This window comes from Flavobacterium sp. (genome assembly GCF_044369455.1).
In the GTDB taxonomy this organism is placed as follows: Bacteria; Bacteroidota; Bacteroidia; order Flavobacteriales; family Flavobacteriaceae; genus Flavobacterium.
Genome location: NZ_JBIPLW010000006.1, coordinates 90,390 through 105,597 on the forward strand (window position 1 = coordinate 90,390; position 15,208 = coordinate 105,597).

General features: G+C 32.5%; 21 protein-coding genes. 8 read left to right on the top strand and 13 right to left on the bottom strand.

The window, feature by feature from the left end:
• Positions 1–32: 32 nt before the first annotated feature.
• The 4 genes from ACIQ2L_RS07550 (at position 33) to ACIQ2L_RS07565 (ending at position 4,062) form a co-directional block, all read left to right on the top strand.
• A complete protein-coding gene (locus ACIQ2L_RS07550; RefSeq protein WP_396157567.1) occupies positions 33–1,139 on the top strand; it encodes a glycosyltransferase in 1,107 nt (368 codons plus the stop codon).
• Positions 1,130–1,681: an RNA polymerase sigma factor gene (locus ACIQ2L_RS07555; RefSeq protein ID WP_396157568.1), complete on the top strand. Its 552-nt coding sequence runs from the start codon at positions 1,130–1,132 to the stop codon at positions 1,679–1,681. Before ACIQ2L_RS07550 ends, ACIQ2L_RS07555 begins: the two co-directional genes overlap by 10 nt.
• A gap of 169 nt (positions 1,682–1,850) precedes the next feature.
• Positions 1,851–2,687, top strand: coding sequence for an energy transducer TonB (locus ACIQ2L_RS07560; protein WP_396157569.1), 837 nt, complete (start codon positions 1,851–1,853; stop codon positions 2,685–2,687).
• A 289-nt stretch (positions 2,688–2,976) separates the two neighbouring features.
• Positions 2,977–4,062: a serine hydrolase domain-containing protein gene (locus ACIQ2L_RS07565; protein ID WP_396157571.1), complete on the top strand. Its 1,086-nt coding sequence runs from the start codon at positions 2,977–2,979 to the stop codon at positions 4,060–4,062.
• Here ACIQ2L_RS07565 and ACIQ2L_RS07570 read toward each other — a convergent pair whose 3' ends face one another.
• A complete protein-coding gene (locus tag ACIQ2L_RS07570) occupies positions 4,063–4,893 on the bottom strand; it encodes a S1 RNA-binding domain-containing protein (protein ID WP_396157572.1) in 831 nt (276 codons plus the stop codon). It lies immediately after the preceding gene.
• A gap of 119 nt (positions 4,894–5,012) precedes the next feature.
• Here ACIQ2L_RS07570 and ACIQ2L_RS07575 point away from each other — a divergent pair, with 119 nt between their 5' ends.
• Genes ACIQ2L_RS07575 through ACIQ2L_RS07585 form a run of 3 tightly spaced genes read left to right on the top strand, consistent with a single transcriptional unit; the run spans position 5,013 to position 7,013 of the window.
• Positions 5,013–5,507 carry an RNA polymerase sigma factor gene (locus tag ACIQ2L_RS07575; protein ID WP_396157573.1) on the top strand — a complete coding sequence of 165 codons (495 nt, stop codon included), beginning with the start codon at positions 5,013–5,015 and terminating at the stop codon, positions 5,505–5,507.
• Positions 5,508–5,512: 5 nt separating this feature from the next.
• A complete protein-coding gene (locus ACIQ2L_RS07580) occupies positions 5,513–6,151 on the top strand; it encodes a hypothetical protein (protein WP_396157574.1) in 639 nt (212 codons plus the stop codon).
• 4 nt (positions 6,152–6,155) lie between these two features.
• The gene (locus ACIQ2L_RS07585; RefSeq protein ID WP_396157576.1) at positions 6,156–7,013 is read left to right on the top strand and encodes a TraB/GumN family protein; all 858 of its coding nucleotides are present in this window, start codon (positions 6,156–6,158) and stop codon (positions 7,011–7,013) included.
• Between the two features lie 19 nt (positions 7,014–7,032).
• Here ACIQ2L_RS07585 and ACIQ2L_RS07590 read toward each other — a convergent pair whose 3' ends face one another.
• Together ACIQ2L_RS07590 and ACIQ2L_RS07595 are read right to left on the bottom strand one after the other, a co-directional pair.
• Positions 7,033–7,878 carry a lysophospholipid acyltransferase family protein gene (locus ACIQ2L_RS07590; RefSeq protein WP_396157578.1) on the bottom strand — a complete coding sequence of 282 codons (846 nt, stop codon included), beginning with the start codon at positions 7,876–7,878 and terminating at the stop codon, positions 7,033–7,035.
• Between the two features lie 55 nt (positions 7,879–7,933).
• Positions 7,934–8,572 (bottom strand): NUDIX hydrolase, encoded by a 639-nt coding sequence (locus tag ACIQ2L_RS07595; protein WP_396157579.1) that lies wholly within the window; start codon positions 8,570–8,572, stop codon positions 7,934–7,936.
• Positions 8,573–8,636: 64 nt separating this feature from the next.
• Between ACIQ2L_RS07595 and ACIQ2L_RS07600 the strand changes: the two genes are divergently transcribed.
• Positions 8,637–9,080 (top strand): DUF4268 domain-containing protein, encoded by a 444-nt coding sequence (locus ACIQ2L_RS07600; protein ID WP_396157580.1) that lies wholly within the window; start codon positions 8,637–8,639, stop codon positions 9,078–9,080.
• Here the strand turns inward: ACIQ2L_RS07600 and ACIQ2L_RS07605 are convergent.
• From ACIQ2L_RS07605 to ACIQ2L_RS07650, 10 genes are all read right to left on the bottom strand, one after another.
• The gene (locus ACIQ2L_RS07605; RefSeq protein ID WP_396157581.1) at positions 9,077–9,373 is read right to left on the bottom strand and encodes a DUF721 domain-containing protein; all 297 of its coding nucleotides are present in this window, start codon (positions 9,371–9,373) and stop codon (positions 9,077–9,079) included. The genes ACIQ2L_RS07600 and ACIQ2L_RS07605 overlap by 4 nt on opposite strands.
• Before the next feature lie 21 nt (positions 9,374–9,394).
• Positions 9,395–9,811: a hypothetical protein gene (locus ACIQ2L_RS07610; RefSeq protein ID WP_396157582.1), complete on the bottom strand. Its 417-nt coding sequence runs from the start codon at positions 9,809–9,811 to the stop codon at positions 9,395–9,397.
• 207 nt (positions 9,812–10,018) lie between these two features.
• Positions 10,019–10,999 (bottom strand): signal recognition particle-docking protein FtsY, encoded by a 981-nt coding sequence (gene ftsY, locus ACIQ2L_RS07615; protein ID WP_396157584.1) that lies wholly within the window; start codon positions 10,997–10,999, stop codon positions 10,019–10,021.
• Positions 11,000–11,123: 124 nt separating this feature from the next.
• A complete protein-coding gene (locus tag ACIQ2L_RS07620) occupies positions 11,124–11,276 on the bottom strand; it encodes a DUF4295 domain-containing protein (protein WP_396157585.1) in 153 nt (50 codons plus the stop codon).
• Between the two features lie 70 nt (positions 11,277–11,346).
• Complete coding sequence (gene rpmG, locus ACIQ2L_RS07625; protein ID WP_035126304.1) at positions 11,347–11,529, bottom strand: 50S ribosomal protein L33; 183 nt, start codon at positions 11,527–11,529, stop codon at positions 11,347–11,349.
• A 26-nt stretch (positions 11,530–11,555) separates the two neighbouring features.
• Positions 11,556–11,792, bottom strand: coding sequence for a 50S ribosomal protein L28 (rpmB, locus tag ACIQ2L_RS07630; protein WP_396157586.1), 237 nt, complete (start codon positions 11,790–11,792; stop codon positions 11,556–11,558).
• Positions 11,793–11,951: 159 nt separating this feature from the next.
• Positions 11,952–13,205 (bottom strand): CinA family nicotinamide mononucleotide deamidase-related protein, encoded by a 1,254-nt coding sequence (locus ACIQ2L_RS07635; protein ID WP_396157587.1) that lies wholly within the window; start codon positions 13,203–13,205, stop codon positions 11,952–11,954.
• 186 nt (positions 13,206–13,391) lie between these two features.
• Entirely contained in the window at positions 13,392–13,736 is a 345-nt protein-coding gene (locus tag ACIQ2L_RS07640) for an Hpt domain-containing protein (protein WP_396157588.1), read from the bottom strand.
• Positions 13,736–14,347, bottom strand: coding sequence for a fumarylacetoacetate hydrolase family protein (locus tag ACIQ2L_RS07645; protein WP_396157589.1), 612 nt, complete (start codon positions 14,345–14,347; stop codon positions 13,736–13,738). Before ACIQ2L_RS07645 ends, ACIQ2L_RS07640 begins: the two co-directional genes overlap by 1 nt.
• Before the next feature lie 65 nt (positions 14,348–14,412).
• Entirely contained in the window at positions 14,413–15,183 is a 771-nt protein-coding gene (locus tag ACIQ2L_RS07650) for an exonuclease domain-containing protein (protein WP_396157590.1), read from the bottom strand.
• Between the last annotated feature and the right edge of the window lie 25 nt (positions 15,184–15,208).

Here is a 15,208-nt window from a genome sequence, read left to right on the forward strand (position 1 = left end):
TTTGCAAACCTTTTTAAAGTTGAAAAAGCATTATGTTATTATCCGTTTTCTGTTTGTTTATTGCAGTTGTTTTTGTTCAATTTATCTATTATATTGTAGTTTTTGGTAAATTTTCATTTACTAAAGCGCAAGCTGCCGCACCTAAAAGAATTCCTATATCTGTAATTGTATGTGCGAAAAATGAAGAAGAAAATGTTCGAAAATTAATTCCACTTCTTGTTGACCAAAATTATCCGCAATTTGAAATTGTATTAATTGATGATGCTTCAGCCGACAATACATTAGAAGTTTTCGAAGAATTTGAAAAACTACATTCCGATATTAAACTAGTAAAGGTTGAAAATAACGAAGCTTTTTGGGGAAATAAAAAATATGCCTTAACCCTTGGCATTAAAGCCGCTAAATACGAATATTTATTATTTACAGATGCCGATTGTATTCCTGCTTCAAAAGAATGGATAACCAATATGAGTTCTCAATTCACCCAAGAAAAAACCATTGTTTTAGGATATGGAGCTTATGAAAAAATTGGTGGTTCTTTCTTAAATAAAATCATTCGTTTCGAAACATTATTAAGTGCTACTCAGTATTTTTCTTGGGCAAAACTAGGTAAACCCTACATGGGAGTTGGTCGAAACTTAGCGTACAAAAGAGAAGAATTTTTCAAGGTTCGTGGGTTTATGGACCATATGAAAATTCGATCTGGAGATGACGATTTGTTCATTAATCAAGCTGCAGAAGCAAAAAACACTACAATATGCTATTTACCTGATAGTTTTACGTATTCTAAACCAAAAACTTCTTTTAAAGATTGGTTTACCCAAAAACGGCGTCACGTTTCGACTGCCAAACATTATAAACTTTTTGATCAAAATCAATTGGCAATATTCTATGTCTCGCAATTGTTATTTCTTTTATTATCGATACTATTGTTAGTTTTCCAATTTCAATGGATTGCGGTTTTGAGTATCATTGGTTTTCGCTATATTTTTGCATGGATTACTATGGGTTTTGCAGCCGGAAAACTGAAAGAAAAAGACGTAATGTACTGGTTTCCAATCATAGAAATTATTTTAATTTTTACACAGTTAAATATCTTCATTACCAATACTTTCAATAAACCAGTACATTGGAAGTAATCACATACATAGAAAGTGCTAAAAAAGGCGATCAAGTTGCTTTTACTTTTTTGCTCGACCATTATTGGAATGACGTATACGGTTTTATGCTCAAACGAACCGAAAACGAAACCGATTCGGAAGATATTACCATTGAAACATTCTCTAAAGCTTTTGATAAAATAGCGACTTACAATCCCGAATTTCAGTTTAACACTTGGCTTATTGCTATTGCAAAAAATGTACATATTGACATGCTTCGAAAAAAGAAGTCTACCATTTTTGTGGAAATCACCGATGAAGAAGACCAGCAAGCTTATAATGTTGTCGACACATCACCAACTGTTGAAGATGCGATAATTACGGAACAGAATTTATCTTTATTATTACAGTTTATAAAAGAACTAAAACCTCATTATCAAGAAGTTATTCAGCTACGTTATTTTCAGGAAATGAGTTATCAAGAAATTGCTGAGCAATTAAATGAGCCTTTAAGCAACGTTAAAATAAAATTACTTCGCGCTAAAAAACTTTTGGCAGAAATCATTGTAAACAAAAAATAGTAATTTTTTTTGTTACAATTTGTATAGAAAATCCCCTATTTTAAGGGTTTTTCACTTTTCTATTCAAAAAATAATTCCAAAAGATATACTTTTCTGATCTTTCTGTCGTTATATAATAAAATCCCCTCGCGTATGTAACATAGATACTTAACTTTTAAACCATTGAATTATGTCAAACGTTAGTATTTATGAAAAAAATTGGACCGATTTAGTTTTTGAAGACAAAAACAAAGCGTATGGTGCGTATCAATTACGCCAAGAAAACCCTCGAACTTCATTGTTAGCATTTATTATTGGCATTGTATTTATTTTCTCATTAATTGGTTTTTGGTTGTTGCTTTCTTCTTTTGGGGAGAAGCCTGCGGTACTATCTTTCGAAAATGAGGAAACCATTATTACGCTTTCAGATTTTAATCTACCTAAAAATGAAGAACCTGAAAAAGAAAAAGCAATTGCTCCTTTAAAAAAAGAAGAAACAAAAAAGGATATCGAAAAAAAAGATTTAAAAAATGTAACTCTAGTAAAACCAGAGGATAATCTGGATGTAATAAAAACAAACAAAGAGTTAAAAGAAAATCCAAGTGATACTAATGCAAATGCAACAAGCACTACTGGATTAACGTTAACAACTTCTGGAAGCACTACTGGAACGTCAACAATTTCAAACAATAATGGCCGTGATGAAAATAAAACCATCACAACAAACCTATTAGACAGATTACCCGAATATCCGGGTGGCATTAAAAAATTCTATGAATATGTTGGCAATTCTATTGAAAAGTCTGAAATCGAAAACAGTTCAAGTTCCGTTAGTGTAATTATGGCTTTTGTAATTGAAAAAGATGGTTCTATGACTGATATCCGAGTTTTGAGAAGTTCCGATAAAGCATTAGAAAAAGAAGCAATCAGAGTCTTACGAGCAATAAAAATAAAATGGTCTCCAGGATATTTGGATGGTGAAAAAGTGAGAACACTATATACACTTCCTATTAAAGTAGCTTTCTAAAAAATAAATTAACCACTTTTTTTGCCCAAAACCTGACTTGTAAATTGTAACTCGTCAGGTTTATTATTTTTGATAAATAGTGTAAAACTTTTATGAATAATGGGGTTTTATTTCGGGTAATAATTGGTATTATTGTATACTTTAATTGATTATGAAGTTTAGCTTGTTATCCATTTTTTTATCTACATTATGTTACTTTTCCAGCCCAAAAACTGGATCAAGTAGAAATGGCTTTTCAAACTCCAAAACCGAAGATAGTTTGTTTATCAAATCTGCTTTTCCATTGAAAATGGGAAAGGTGTCTGATATCTACATCACTGAAAAAAGATTTAAGATTGATTCGTTTTATAATAAATTTATTAATTCGCCTTATTACAGTGGTGGTTTTATTGTTGTTAAAAATGGACGTGTGCTTTATGAAGATTATAGAGGATATGCAAATACAAAAACAAAAGAAAAAATAACAGCTTCTACTCCTATTCACTTAGCTTCAGTAAGTAAAGTTTTGACATCTACGGCAATTTTAAGATTGGTTCAGCAAGACAACATTATGCTGGATCAAAAAGTAACCGATTGGCTTCCCAGTTTTCCGTATAAAAACACAACGATCCGAACATTACTTAATCATAGAAGCGGTTTGCAACATTATGCCAACTTTTCGGGATTAATGAAAAAAAGATGGGATCGACGTAAAATACTGAGTAATCAAGATGTTTTAAATTTATTAGTGCAAAACAAATTCCGTTTAGTGACTCCAAATGATACTCATTTTGATTATTGCAATACCAACTATATAATTTTAGCGTTAATCATAGAAAAAGCAACAGGTCTAAACTACCGAAGAGCCATGCAAGAATTGGTTTTCAAACCTTTGGGAATGACTAATACGTATGTTTTTAATTATGCTACCGACAGAGAAACAGCATCTAAATCATATAGGGGAAATACCATTTTTCCTTGGGATCAGTTTGATAATTTATATGGTGACAAAAATATTTATTCCACTCCGAGAGATATAGTAAAATTTGATTTAGGAACTTATTCACCTGATTTCATAAATCCAGAACTTATGCAAGAAGCCTATTTTGGCTATAGTTCAGGCAAGGTGAAAAAACCCATTAAAGATTATGGATTGGGAATGCGCATGCGTTTTTTACCACCCAACGGAGAAAAAATGATGTACCACAATGGTTGGTGGCACGGCAATAATACGTCCTTCGTTCCGGTTAGAAAAGATACGGTAACAGTAGTGTGTTTGGGAAATAAATATTCCAACCGACCTTATGCTACTTTGAGTATGGTAAGTAGTGTTTTTTATAAAAAGAAAACCGAAATAGAAAAACCACTTCCTCCTGAAACCGAATGTCAAGAATAATTATTCGGTTACTAAGTAAATTCCGTCGTCTTTAATTTCGATTCGTTTTTCTTTGTAAAGCGCTCCAATTGCTTTTTTAAATGTTTTTTTACTCATCTTTAAAACGGTTTTAATGTCTTCTGGATCGCTGTTGTCATTTAATCGAAGAAAACCTCTACTGGCTCTAAGCTCATCAAGTATTTTTTCTGCATTTGGCTCAACATTTCGGTAACCAAATTTATGTAGCGTAACATCTATCTTATTATCAGGGCGAATGGCTTTGATATAGCCCGTCATTCTATCGCCAGTTCGGATTTCATCATAGACTTGGTCTTTGTATAGCAATCCTTTATGAATGTCGTTGATGATAACATTAATTCCCACTTCGGTAATGTGTGAAATGATTAAATCTACTTCATCGCCAACAGCTACAGTAAGTTCATCATTTTTCAAAAACTGATTGGTTTTGCTGGAAGCCATCAATCTATTTGTTTTTTCATCCATATAGGCAAAAACCAAATAGCGTTTTCCTTTTTCCATTGGTCTCGCTTGTTCTTTGAACGGAACAAACAAATCTTTTTCTAAACCCCAATCTAAAAAAGCACCAAATTGATTGACATAATTCACTCGAAGTAACCCAAATTCATCCATCAAAATATAAGGTTCCAAGGTGGTTGCCACAGGTCGTTCTTCATGGTCAAGATAAACAAATACGATTAGTTCATCGCCTACATTGTATTCCTTTGGAACATACTTTAACGGAAGCAATACATCATCCTTGCCATCGGTTAAAAAAAGTCCAACTTTAGTTTCGCGAGCTATCTTGAGTGTATTATAATATCCTATTTCCATCTTGAATACTTGTCAATTTTGAACGGCAAAGATAAGAAAATAAGAAGCTTGAAATTGCATTTAAAAATATGTAGTTTTGTAAATGTAACAAAACCCATCCATTCTCTACTAACTCGGCTATGAGTGACAACTTAGAACAAATATTTGTAAAACAATTAAAGGACAATCAGAACATTATCCACAAGATATGTCGGTTGTATACCAATGATGAAGATGCACATAAAGATTTGTTTCAAGAAATTACCATTCAATTATGGAAAGCATTCCCGAAATTTAGAGGAGATTCTAAATTCTCTACATGGGCCTATCGCGTGGCATTAAATACCGCGATTACGCTTTACAGAAAAAGTACCCGAAGTGTTGCTACAACAAGCTATGAAGGACAAAAACATTTTTTACCTCAAGACGAATACAACTTTGAAGAAGAGGAACAAATTAAGTTAATGTATCAAGCAGTACAGCAGTTAAACGACATTGAAAAAGCGCTTGTGTTCTTGTATTTAGAAGATAAGGATTATACTGAAATATCCGAAACATTAGGTATAAGCGAAGTAAATGCCCGTGTGAAAATGAATAGAATAAAAGGGAAATTAAAAAAAATATTAAATCCTTAAGGATTATGGAAGAGTTGGATTTATTAAAAAAAGCGTGGCAAAAAGACACCTACAAAAACGAACAAATTTCGGAAGTAGAAATCTATAAAATGCTACATACTAAATCATCATCAATTGTAAAATGGATTTTGATTATTAGTATCATTGAGTTGTTATTCTGGACAGCCATAAGTGTTTGCTATAATGTTGATGATTATATGAAAAAACAGCACGCTGAAAATACGATTGTTTATTTAAAAGCATTGACCCTTTTTAATTATGCTGTAATTTTTTGTTTTATCTATTGTTTTTATAAAAACTACATTAAGATTTCAACTACATCTTCTACCAAACAATTAATGCAAGACATCTTAAAAACTCGAAAAATAGTTCAATATTATGTCTGGTATAATTTAACTATGATTGTATTGAGCCTTATTGCAGGCTTTGCCATTGCTTTTGTTTATAATCCAAAAATGGCATTATTAAAAGATAAAATATCGCATGAAAGCAATTACCATACTTTGCTAATTACACTTGGAGTTATGGTACTAACTTGCGTTATCGTTGTGGGTTTATTTTGGCTATTCTATCGGATATTATATGGTATTTTACTGAGGAAATTAAATACAAATTACAAAGAATTAAAGAAAATTGATTTATAAAAATATGAAAAAAATAATTCTATTAATTGCTATCTCGCTAAGCAATTTAATCACAGCACAAAACAATTCAAAATCATTACTTTGGAAAATTTCGGGTAATGGACTTTCGGAACCTTCTTATATATATGGAACTATTCATATATCATGTGATGCAACATTGCCTCAAAAGGTAAAAACAGCATTAGATAAAACCAACCAGCTTTGCCTTGAACTTGACATGGATGATCCGAATATGCAAACAGAAATGATGTCTCAAGTAATGATGAAAGATGGCATAACAATGAAAAAATTAGCGTCAGAGGAAGATTATAAAACAGTGGATGCATTTATAACTTCCAACCTTGGTTTTTCTGCCGAAATGATAAATACTGTGAAACCATTTATGATTTCAGCTATGCTGTATCCGAAAATGCTCGATTGTGAAATGCAATCGGTTGAAACCGAATTAATGAAAATAGCCTCCGATCAAAAAGAAGAAGTTATTGGTTTAGAAACCGTTACATTTCAATTGGATGTTTTTGATCAAGTTCCATATCAAGTGCAAATGAACGAATTAATCAAAACGGCAAAAAGTGATTTGAAACGTGACAAAGCAGAAATTAATGAAATGCTTAGCGTCTATAAATCCGAAGATATTGAAGCGATTATTAATTTCTCTAAAAAATCTGACAATGTAATTACATCAAAATTTGGTGAGATTATGCTCGATAATAGAAACCGTAATTGGATTGCGAAAATTGAAGCAATTGCCAAAAACAAACCTACATTTTTTGGTGTAGGCGCTGCGCATCTGGGTGGTGAAATGGGAATAATAAATTTATTATCTAAAGCTGGATATAAAGTTGAGCCAATAGTAAAATAAATAATTCGCTATTGAGAAATTATCTACTTAATTTCTCTTTGCCTGTGTCTTTTTTAGCCACATTCCATTCACGAAGTTTATGCAATCGTTCTTGCTCTTCAATTTCTTCGGCTGGAATTACTTTTAAAAACGAAGGATGTTGTTCAATGGCGTATTCTACTTTTTCGACAATTTGCTCAATCGATTCGTTTTCATAATCAATTACCAAAGGTTCTTTGATGATAAAAGATTGTAGAATGTTTTTCTTTTTCATGCGCAGTCCTTTTTTGTCAAAAGAACGACGAAATCCGTCAATTACAATAGGCACAACCATTGGTTTGTATTGTTTGATAATATGTGCAGTACCTTTTCGGACGGGTTTAAACGACTTTGTAGTTCCTTGTGGAAACGTAATTACCCAGCCATCTTCTAATGCAATTCTAATATTTTCTGTGTCATTTGGATTCACTTCACGTTTTTCATCTACATCTTTTCCACCGGCACGCCAAGTTCTTTCTACCGAAATAGAACCCACATAAGCTAAAATCCTAGGCAACAATCCCGATTTCATTGTTTCACTTGCAGCAACATAATAAATATTCATTTTCGGCTGCCACAAATAACCCACGTTTTTAATGCTATCATGTCGTCCTGATAGACTGGCGTTAAATACATGAAACATCGCAACTACATCTGCAAAATAGGTTTGATGATTGGAAATAAAAAGTACATTTTTATCTGGTAAAGACGCTATAATTTCTGAGCCTTCTATATGTAATTCGTTAAATCCTCTGTATCTTCGATGTGTTACAATGCCAAAAATACGAATCAACCATTTTTTGATAAAGAGTATATGACCAAAAGGATTTCTTTTTAATAAACCCATAATTAAAATTTAATATTTCATTGTTTTCGGGTGTCAAATCTACAAAAACTTATACTTATAAAACCATTTTTATAGCATCTTTCAATTCGCTCAAAATCATCGCTGTGGCTCCCCAAATAAAATGGTCGTTCACTTGAAAACCAGGTACATCAATGCTACCAGCATATGAAGTTTTCATTGTTTTGGATTTCAATATTTTATCATCTAAAAAATCCACTAAAGGAAACTCAACCATTCCAGCTACTTCATCTACTTGTAAAGTAAATTTCAATTCATTAGTGCTATAACCCATAAAAGGATACACCATAAAATTACTTGGAGGTATATACACTTCAGTAAATGATCTAACTACATTAATTAAATTAGAAGCTATACCAATTTCTTCATGTGTTTCTCTTAATGCTGTGTGTTGTAAATCAATATCATCATTTTCTACTTTACCACCCGGAAATGCAATTTGAGACGAATGCACACCGTTGTAGCTAGTTCGTAGGATTAGTGCTAAATGCGTTTGATAATTTTTTGGATAAAATAGCATCATTACTGCCGCTTTTTTTGGGGAAACTATAGCAAAGTCGGTATTCTTTAATAATTCAGCCCTGTTGGGCGGAACCATTTTCGAATGTGCATTCGTTGCTGGAAGCTCAACATTTAGTATTTTTGGAGTATATTTTAGAAACTCATTGAAGTCCATGAAGAAAGTTTAAAATATAAAGTTACCTCAAAAATCATAGTTTTCAAATTTTAAGCACATTAAAATGTACAGCAAGGAAGAAGCGTTACTGATAAAAAAAGAATTTTGGACCGCATTTGCTTCGGCTTATCCTAGAAAATGGTTGTTGTATGACACTAAGATAAAAGACGTTACGTTCAAATTTTACATCGACAATAAAAAAGCGCAAGTATTCTTAGATATTGAACCAAAAGAAGAAGAAAAACGTAAAATTTATTTTGAAAAAATAGAATCTCTAAAAAATATTCTGATTGAAGAGTATCTTCCCGAAGCTATTTTGGAGCGCAATTTTTATCTCGAAAGCGGTAAAATTATAAGCCGAATATGGATAGAAAAATTAGATGTTAGCTTGAACAATAAAAAGTATTGGCCTGAGATTTTCGACTTTTTTCACAAAACAATGTCTCAGTTTGAAGTGTTTTTTTATGAATATGAAGACTATATTAAAAATTTAGAAATCAATACTTAACGTAATATTACCTCTTTTATTACTTCTTTTCGAATTTCATCATTTATCATTTTGATAATCTTCTGTTTACCATAACTCAATTCTTCCCGTACAACTGCCGAAGTCAAATAAACATAAAGTGTTGTTCCTTTTAAAACAACTTCTTTTGTGTAACGATTCACGCCATTGCCCATCAACGTTTTCCATGCTGCAGCAACATCGATTTTATCCATGCCTTCTTGGAGCTTGTTTTTTTCAATAAACTCTTTTAAAACATCTCCAATAGAACCTTCGTTGCTAACTCGTCTGGCCATTTATACTAACTATTATCTGTATTATTTGAATGAGAATGGTTTGAATTTTTTATACGTATATTCTAAATTTCCTTTGTTTTTTAACACTAGAATGGAATCTTCAATAGCAATAATTTCTTCTTTCCATTTACCGTATTTCGTAGTGTATTCAATGAAAAAAGCATTATCCTTTTCTATAACTTTTATGAGTTCTTTGAAACCATTTGTTTTGAATTTACCGTCAAACTGAGGCATTACTTTTTGACGAAAACCATTATTATTTTTAATTTCAAAAAAGTCTACTGTCTCATTGATTTTGTAATCTTTAGTGCTACCATCAGCTAAAGTCACCTGTTTGATTTCCCAATAGCCATTCAGCTTTTTAAGATCTTCTTTTTTAACGCTAGTATGACAAGAAATCAATAAAAGAACAAAACACAACACCCTTATTTTTTTCATTTTAAATTCTGTGTTTGTCTATTTTTTGTTAAGCAATCGAATTGTTCCATAAACAAATAGAATGAAAGAAATGAGTCGCAAACCCATAAAAATATTAGGTAATGGCTTTTGAATAAAATAGCTTATTGCAGCTATAATTAAACTTATTAAGATTAATTTTATTGGGGATGCTTCTCTAAAAAAGGATAAAACTTTAGTCATATTATTTTATTTAAAAAACGAATCTACAAATTCAAATTTATTAAAAACTTGTAAATCTTCAATTTTTTCTCCAACTCCAATATATTTAACTGGAATTTGAAACTGATCTGATATTCCAATGACAACGCCACCTTTTGCGGTTCCATCAAGTTTAGTAACTGCCAACGAAGTTACTTCTGTAGCAGCTGTAAATTGTTTAGCCTGTTCAAAAGCATTTTGACCTGTTGAGCCATCCAAAACCAACATAACATCGTTAGGTGCCTCTTCTACTACTTTTTGCATGACACGTTTTACTTTGGTCAATTCGTTCATCAAATTCACTTTGTTATGCAAACGACCCGCAGTATCAATAATTACGACATCTGCATTTTGAGTAACTGCGCTTTGTAACGTGTCAAATGCTACCGAAGCAGGATCGCTACCCATTTGTTGTTTGACTAAAGGAACACCTACTCTATCAGCCCAAATTTGCAATTGATCAATTGCTGCCGCACGAAAAGTATCAGCAGCGCCCAATACAACCTTATAACCAGCTTTTTTAAATTGATTGGCTAATTTTCCTATCGTAGTCGTTTTACCGACACCATTGACACCTACGACCATTATTACGTATGGCTTTTTGTTTTCTGGAATTGTAAATTCGGTTTCTTCGCCTGACTTGGTTTCAGAAAGTAATCCCGCAATTTCTTCTCTAAGAATTCTATTAAGTTCTTCGGTTCCCAAATACTTATCTTGGGCAACTCTTTCCTCAATTCTTTGAATAATTTTCAAAGTAGTGTTAACACCTACATCAGATGAAACCAAAACTTCTTCTAGATTGTCTAATACTTCGTCATCAACTTTAGATTTACCAGCTACTGCTTTAGTGAGTTTAGATAAAAATGAAGTACTTGATTTTTCAAGTCCTTTGTCTAAGGTTTGTTTTGCCTCTTCGCTTAGGCTCGAGTCCTTCTTTTCGGAGGAGAATATTCTTTTGAAAAAACTCATTTGTTTGGGTTTGGAGATTCAAAAATTTACGGACTGCCTTTCAATTTCTTACAGGCGGAACAAATATAAAAATAAAAAAGCTACTTCCGAATGAAAGTAGCTTAGATATATAGAGTTCTGTGAATTATTTCTTTTGAAGGAAACTATCTACCTCTTCTGGTGTCATAATGCTTTCAACAAAAGTATAGGCACCTGATTTCGGTGACTTAACCATTTTAATAGCTTTGGTTAATCTCTTTGAAGCTGTTTGTAATGTTGCAACGGTTTTCTTTGCCATGGTTTTATATCTTTAAGTCCTTAACGGATATTTGATTATTTGAAATTTTTTTAAAAATAAAAATTCCTAATTATTTAATTTCTTTGTGAACAGTCATTCTCTTCAAAATTGGATTAAATTTTTTAATCTCTAATCTATCTGGAGTATTTTTTTTATTTTTATTTGTAATGTAACGAGAAGTTCCTGGAAGACCAGTGCCTTTGTGCTCAGTACACTCTAAAATAACTTGTATTCTATTACCTTTCTTTGCCATCTTGCTTTATTTTTTACGGTTTGGAATTATTTGATAAATCCGTTCGCTTTTGCATCTTTCAATACTGAAGCCAAACCTTTTTTATTAATTGTTTTAATTGTAGACGCAGCTACTCTAAGAGTAATCCATCTGTCTTCTTCAGCAAGATAGAAACGTTTTTTAACTAAGTTAACAGAAAATTTTCGCTTAGTTTTGTTCATAGCGTGAGAAACATTATTTCCTACCATCGCTCTTTTACCTGTAAGGTCACAAACTCTTGACATTATACTTATCTTTTATCGTTATTCAATTCGAGGGTGCAAACTTAAGGAAAATAAATCATTGTAACAAAAAAATATTCGCAGATTTTTTGTTTTTTTTTATTTGTTTTTTATTGGTAGAAAAGAATGATTTTTTTGAACAAGTTTATTAACATTCAAATCTTAGCTAAAAGTATTTTTCAAAATTTCTTTCTGCAATAGTTCCATTGCTTTATTTGCTGTTCTATCGATCACTTTTTCACGAGGTTGGCCAAAATTAAATTCTTGAATTATAACATCATTTGGAGTTGCCAAAGCGATAAATACAGTCCCAACCTCAGTATCTGAGTCTCCCTTATTTGGTCCAGCATTTCCCGTTGTTGCAATTGCGTAATCCGTTTTCATTAGTTTTTGAATTCCCAAAGCCATTTCCTCCGCAACTTCAGCACTCACCACTGAAAATTTTTCAATGGTTTGTGCCTCAACTCCAAGCACTGAAATCTTAGTATCGGTAGCATAACTTACTACACTTCCTCTAAAATAATTGGAAGCACCCGTAACTGAAGTTAACATCTGAGCTATTTTTCCGCCTGTACAACTTTCGGCAGTGGCAATTGTTTTTCCTGCTTTTTGCAATAACCTCCCGATGACTACCTCAATTGTTTCGTCTTCATCAAAACCAACAATAATATCTCCTAATATTTTGGTCAATGATTGTACATTTTCTTGAATCGCTTTTTTAAGAACTTCTTCGTTTTCTCCACGAGCTGTTAGTCGCAAACGCACTCTTCCCGGGCTTGGTAGATAGGCTAATTTTATAAAGTCTGGAAGTTGATTTTCCCAATCTTCTATTCGCTCTGCAACCATGCTTTCTCCTTGTCCATAGGTTAGAATTGTCTTGTGAACTATGTAGGGTCTTTTGAATTCGGAAACAATTTTAGGAATTAAAGCTTCATTTACAATACCTTTCATTTCGTAAGGAACGCCAGGCATCGAGACAAAAATTGTCTTCCCTTTTTGCATCCACATTCCAGCTGCCGTTCCGTAGTTATTTTTTAAAACTTGTGCTTTTGAAGGCAATAACGCTTGGTCTTTATTTACTTGGGTTGGAGTAAAATTTAACTTAGCAAATAAAGCAACGATATGATCTTCTACTTCTTGATTTCTCAAATAGACATCCTCAAAATAATCACAAAACGTTTTCTTGGTTATATCATCTTTTGTTGGTCCTAAACCTCCCGTAATGATAACCAAATCGACTTTGTCTTGCAAGGAAGCAAACGTATCTAAAATGTGATTTTTATCATCAGAAATAGAAAGCATTTCATGGGTTTGAACACCAATTTTATCCAATGCTTTGGCTATGTAACCTGAATTAGTATCAACGATTTGCCCGATTAGAATTTCGTCGCCAATGGTTACTATGGTTGCTTTCATGAAGTAATATTATTTGTTTACAGAAAGAAAATGGCCAACTAATTAGCCACGATTACCTCTTAATGAAAACATTACGTTAGGGATATTCGGTGAATGCTTTACTTTTTCTGTGAATCCTCGAAGAAATTATAACTAAAAGCGGGAACTACCATTACAGATTGCTCCAGAACCATTCGTTACAATGTTTTACAAATCGAAATCTTTCTTTATTTCTTTTATAGCTTTGTCAATTTGACTTTGAACGCTTGCAAAAGTATCCACAATTTCTTTCCGCTTTCCTTCTGCTTTTGTCCAAGCTTCTACTTCGAGAATTTCTTGATGCGCCACGGTCATTCCCAGTAAATCTAGACTTGGTTTTATTTTGTGAGCATAAGCATATGCTAGTTTATGATCTTTTGTCTTGATACCTAAATCTATTTGTTTCACATCTTCAGGAAGTTCCGTCACAAAAAGTGTGATAATTTGCATTACGAACTCAGGATCATTGTCTGAAAGTGCGTAAACTTTTGCTAAGTTGTAGTTTATTGCCATTATTTTATGTGTAATCTTAATACTTTTTTATCTTCTATAAATCCTTCTAAAACATCATTCGGACTCACCTTGGCAACGCCTTCGGGAGTTCCTGTAAAAATGACATCTCCTTTTTTTAAGGTGAAATATTGCGAAACATAGGAAACTATTTCATCTATTTTCCACAACATGCGACTTGTATTCCCTTTTTGAACAGTTGTACCATTATTCTTTAATTCAAAAGTAATATTTTCTGTTGAACTAAAATTATTTTTCGGAAGAAAGTCACCAATAATCGCTGAACCGTCAAATGCTTTCGCTTTTTCCCATGGCAATCCCTTTTCTTTCAGTTTATTTTGAACATCTCTTGCGGTAAAATCTATTCCTAATCCTATTTCGTCATAATACTTGTGCGCAAATTTGGCATCAATATATTTTCCAACTTTGTTTATTTTAACCAAAATCTCAATTTCATAATGAATTTCATTACTGAATTCAGGTATCACAAAAGGTGTTTTCTTAGGTAAAATTGCCGTATCTGGTTTTAAGAAAATTACAGGTTCATCCGGTCGCTCATTATTAAGCTCCGCAATGTGATTCACGTAATTTCTTCCGATGCAGATGATCTTCATTTTTAAGGTGTTCAGTATTCAGTTTTTAGTGATCAGTCTGTTTACTAAACACAAATTACTGCAAACTATTTTGTATTCAATTTTCTTAATTTGATTCCAGTTAAAACTTTCTTGGTGTATAATGGAAAATCAGCATTTTGTATCCAGCCAAAATATCCAGGTTCTTTATCAAAAACTTCATCAACCAAAGCGCCTTTGTGTTTACCGAAAGTAAAGATTTCCTTTTCCTCTGGATTTAATGCTATAAATCCTGCAAAATCGACTGCTTTTTTTCGGGTAGTAAATTCAGAAAGTGATTTCATATCGTTATCTAAATCTTCGTAACGGTCTAATTGTGCTTTTAAAATTTCGTAAGTTGCCATGGTATCTGCTTCGGCACTGTGCGCATTTTCCAGACTTTCATTACAATAAAACTTATAGGCGGCGCTTAATGTTCTTTCTTCCTTTTTGTGAAAGATGGTTTGCACATCTACCGACACCCTATTTTTCATATCAAAATCGACTTCAGCACGCAATAATTCCTCGGCTAGCAATGGAATGTCAAATCGATCCGAATTAAATCCAGCCAAATCAGAGTCTTTAATCATGTTGTGAATTTGTCCTGAAAGCGCTGCAAATGTTGGTTCATTGGCCACTTTTTCATTCGTGATTCCGTGAACAGCTGTGGCAAATGCTGGAATTGGAATGGTAGGATTCACCAACCACGTTTTGCTTTCTTTATTTCCGTTTGGAAATACTTTAAATATAGAGATTTCGACAATTCTATCTTTGGCAACATCAATACCTGTAGTTTCCAAATCAAAAAAGCAAATGGGTCTGTTTAATTTTAATTCCATTACATATAGTTAGTCAGCAAATATA

Coding starts and splice junctions, on each gene's coding strand:
- ACIQ2L_RS07550 (WP_396157567.1), top strand. CDS start 33: ATGTTATTATCCGTTTTCTGTTTGTTTATTGCAGTTGTTTTTGTTCAA.
- ACIQ2L_RS07560 (WP_396157569.1), top strand. CDS start 1,851: ATGTCAAACGTTAGTATTTATGAAAAAAATTGGACCGATTTAGTTTTT.
- ACIQ2L_RS07565 (WP_396157571.1), top strand. CDS start 2,977: ATGGGAAAGGTGTCTGATATCTACATCACTGAAAAAAGATTTAAGATT.
- ACIQ2L_RS07570 (WP_396157572.1), bottom strand. CDS start 4,893: ATGGAAATAGGATATTATAATACACTCAAGATAGCTCGCGAAACTAAA.
- ACIQ2L_RS07575 (WP_396157573.1), top strand. CDS start 5,013: ATGAGTGACAACTTAGAACAAATATTTGTAAAACAATTAAAGGACAAT.
- ACIQ2L_RS07580 (WP_396157574.1), top strand. CDS start 5,513: ATGGAAGAGTTGGATTTATTAAAAAAAGCGTGGCAAAAAGACACCTAC.
- ACIQ2L_RS07585 (WP_396157576.1), top strand. CDS start 6,156: ATGAAAAAAATAATTCTATTAATTGCTATCTCGCTAAGCAATTTAATC.
- ACIQ2L_RS07590 (WP_396157578.1), bottom strand. CDS start 7,878: ATGGGTTTATTAAAAAGAAATCCTTTTGGTCATATACTCTTTATCAAA.
- ACIQ2L_RS07595 (WP_396157579.1), bottom strand. CDS start 8,572: ATGGACTTCAATGAGTTTCTAAAATATACTCCAAAAATACTAAATGTT.
- ACIQ2L_RS07600 (WP_396157580.1), top strand. CDS start 8,637: ATGTACAGCAAGGAAGAAGCGTTACTGATAAAAAAAGAATTTTGGACC.
- ACIQ2L_RS07605 (WP_396157581.1), bottom strand. CDS start 9,373: ATGGCCAGACGAGTTAGCAACGAAGGTTCTATTGGAGATGTTTTAAAA.
- ACIQ2L_RS07610 (WP_396157582.1), bottom strand. CDS start 9,811: ATGAAAAAAATAAGGGTGTTGTGTTTTGTTCTTTTATTGATTTCTTGT.
- ftsY (WP_396157584.1), bottom strand. CDS start 10,999: ATGAGTTTTTTCAAAAGAATATTCTCCTCCGAAAAGAAGGACTCGAGC.
- ACIQ2L_RS07620 (WP_396157585.1), bottom strand. CDS start 11,276: ATGGCAAAGAAAACCGTTGCAACATTACAAACAGCTTCAAAGAGATTA.
- rpmG (WP_035126304.1), bottom strand. CDS start 11,529: ATGGCAAAGAAAGGTAATAGAATACAAGTTATTTTAGAGTGTACTGAG.
- rpmB (WP_396157586.1), bottom strand. CDS start 11,792: ATGTCAAGAGTTTGTGACCTTACAGGTAAAAGAGCGATGGTAGGAAAT.
- ACIQ2L_RS07635 (WP_396157587.1), bottom strand. CDS start 13,205: ATGAAAGCAACCATAGTAACCATTGGCGACGAAATTCTAATCGGGCAA.
- ACIQ2L_RS07640 (WP_396157588.1), bottom strand. CDS start 13,736: ATGGCAATAAACTACAACTTAGCAAAAGTTTACGCACTTTCAGACAAT.
- ACIQ2L_RS07645 (WP_396157589.1), bottom strand. CDS start 14,347: ATGAAGATCATCTGCATCGGAAGAAATTACGTGAATCACATTGCGGAG.
- ACIQ2L_RS07650 (WP_396157590.1), bottom strand. CDS start 15,183: ATGGAATTAAAATTAAACAGACCCATTTGCTTTTTTGATTTGGAAACT.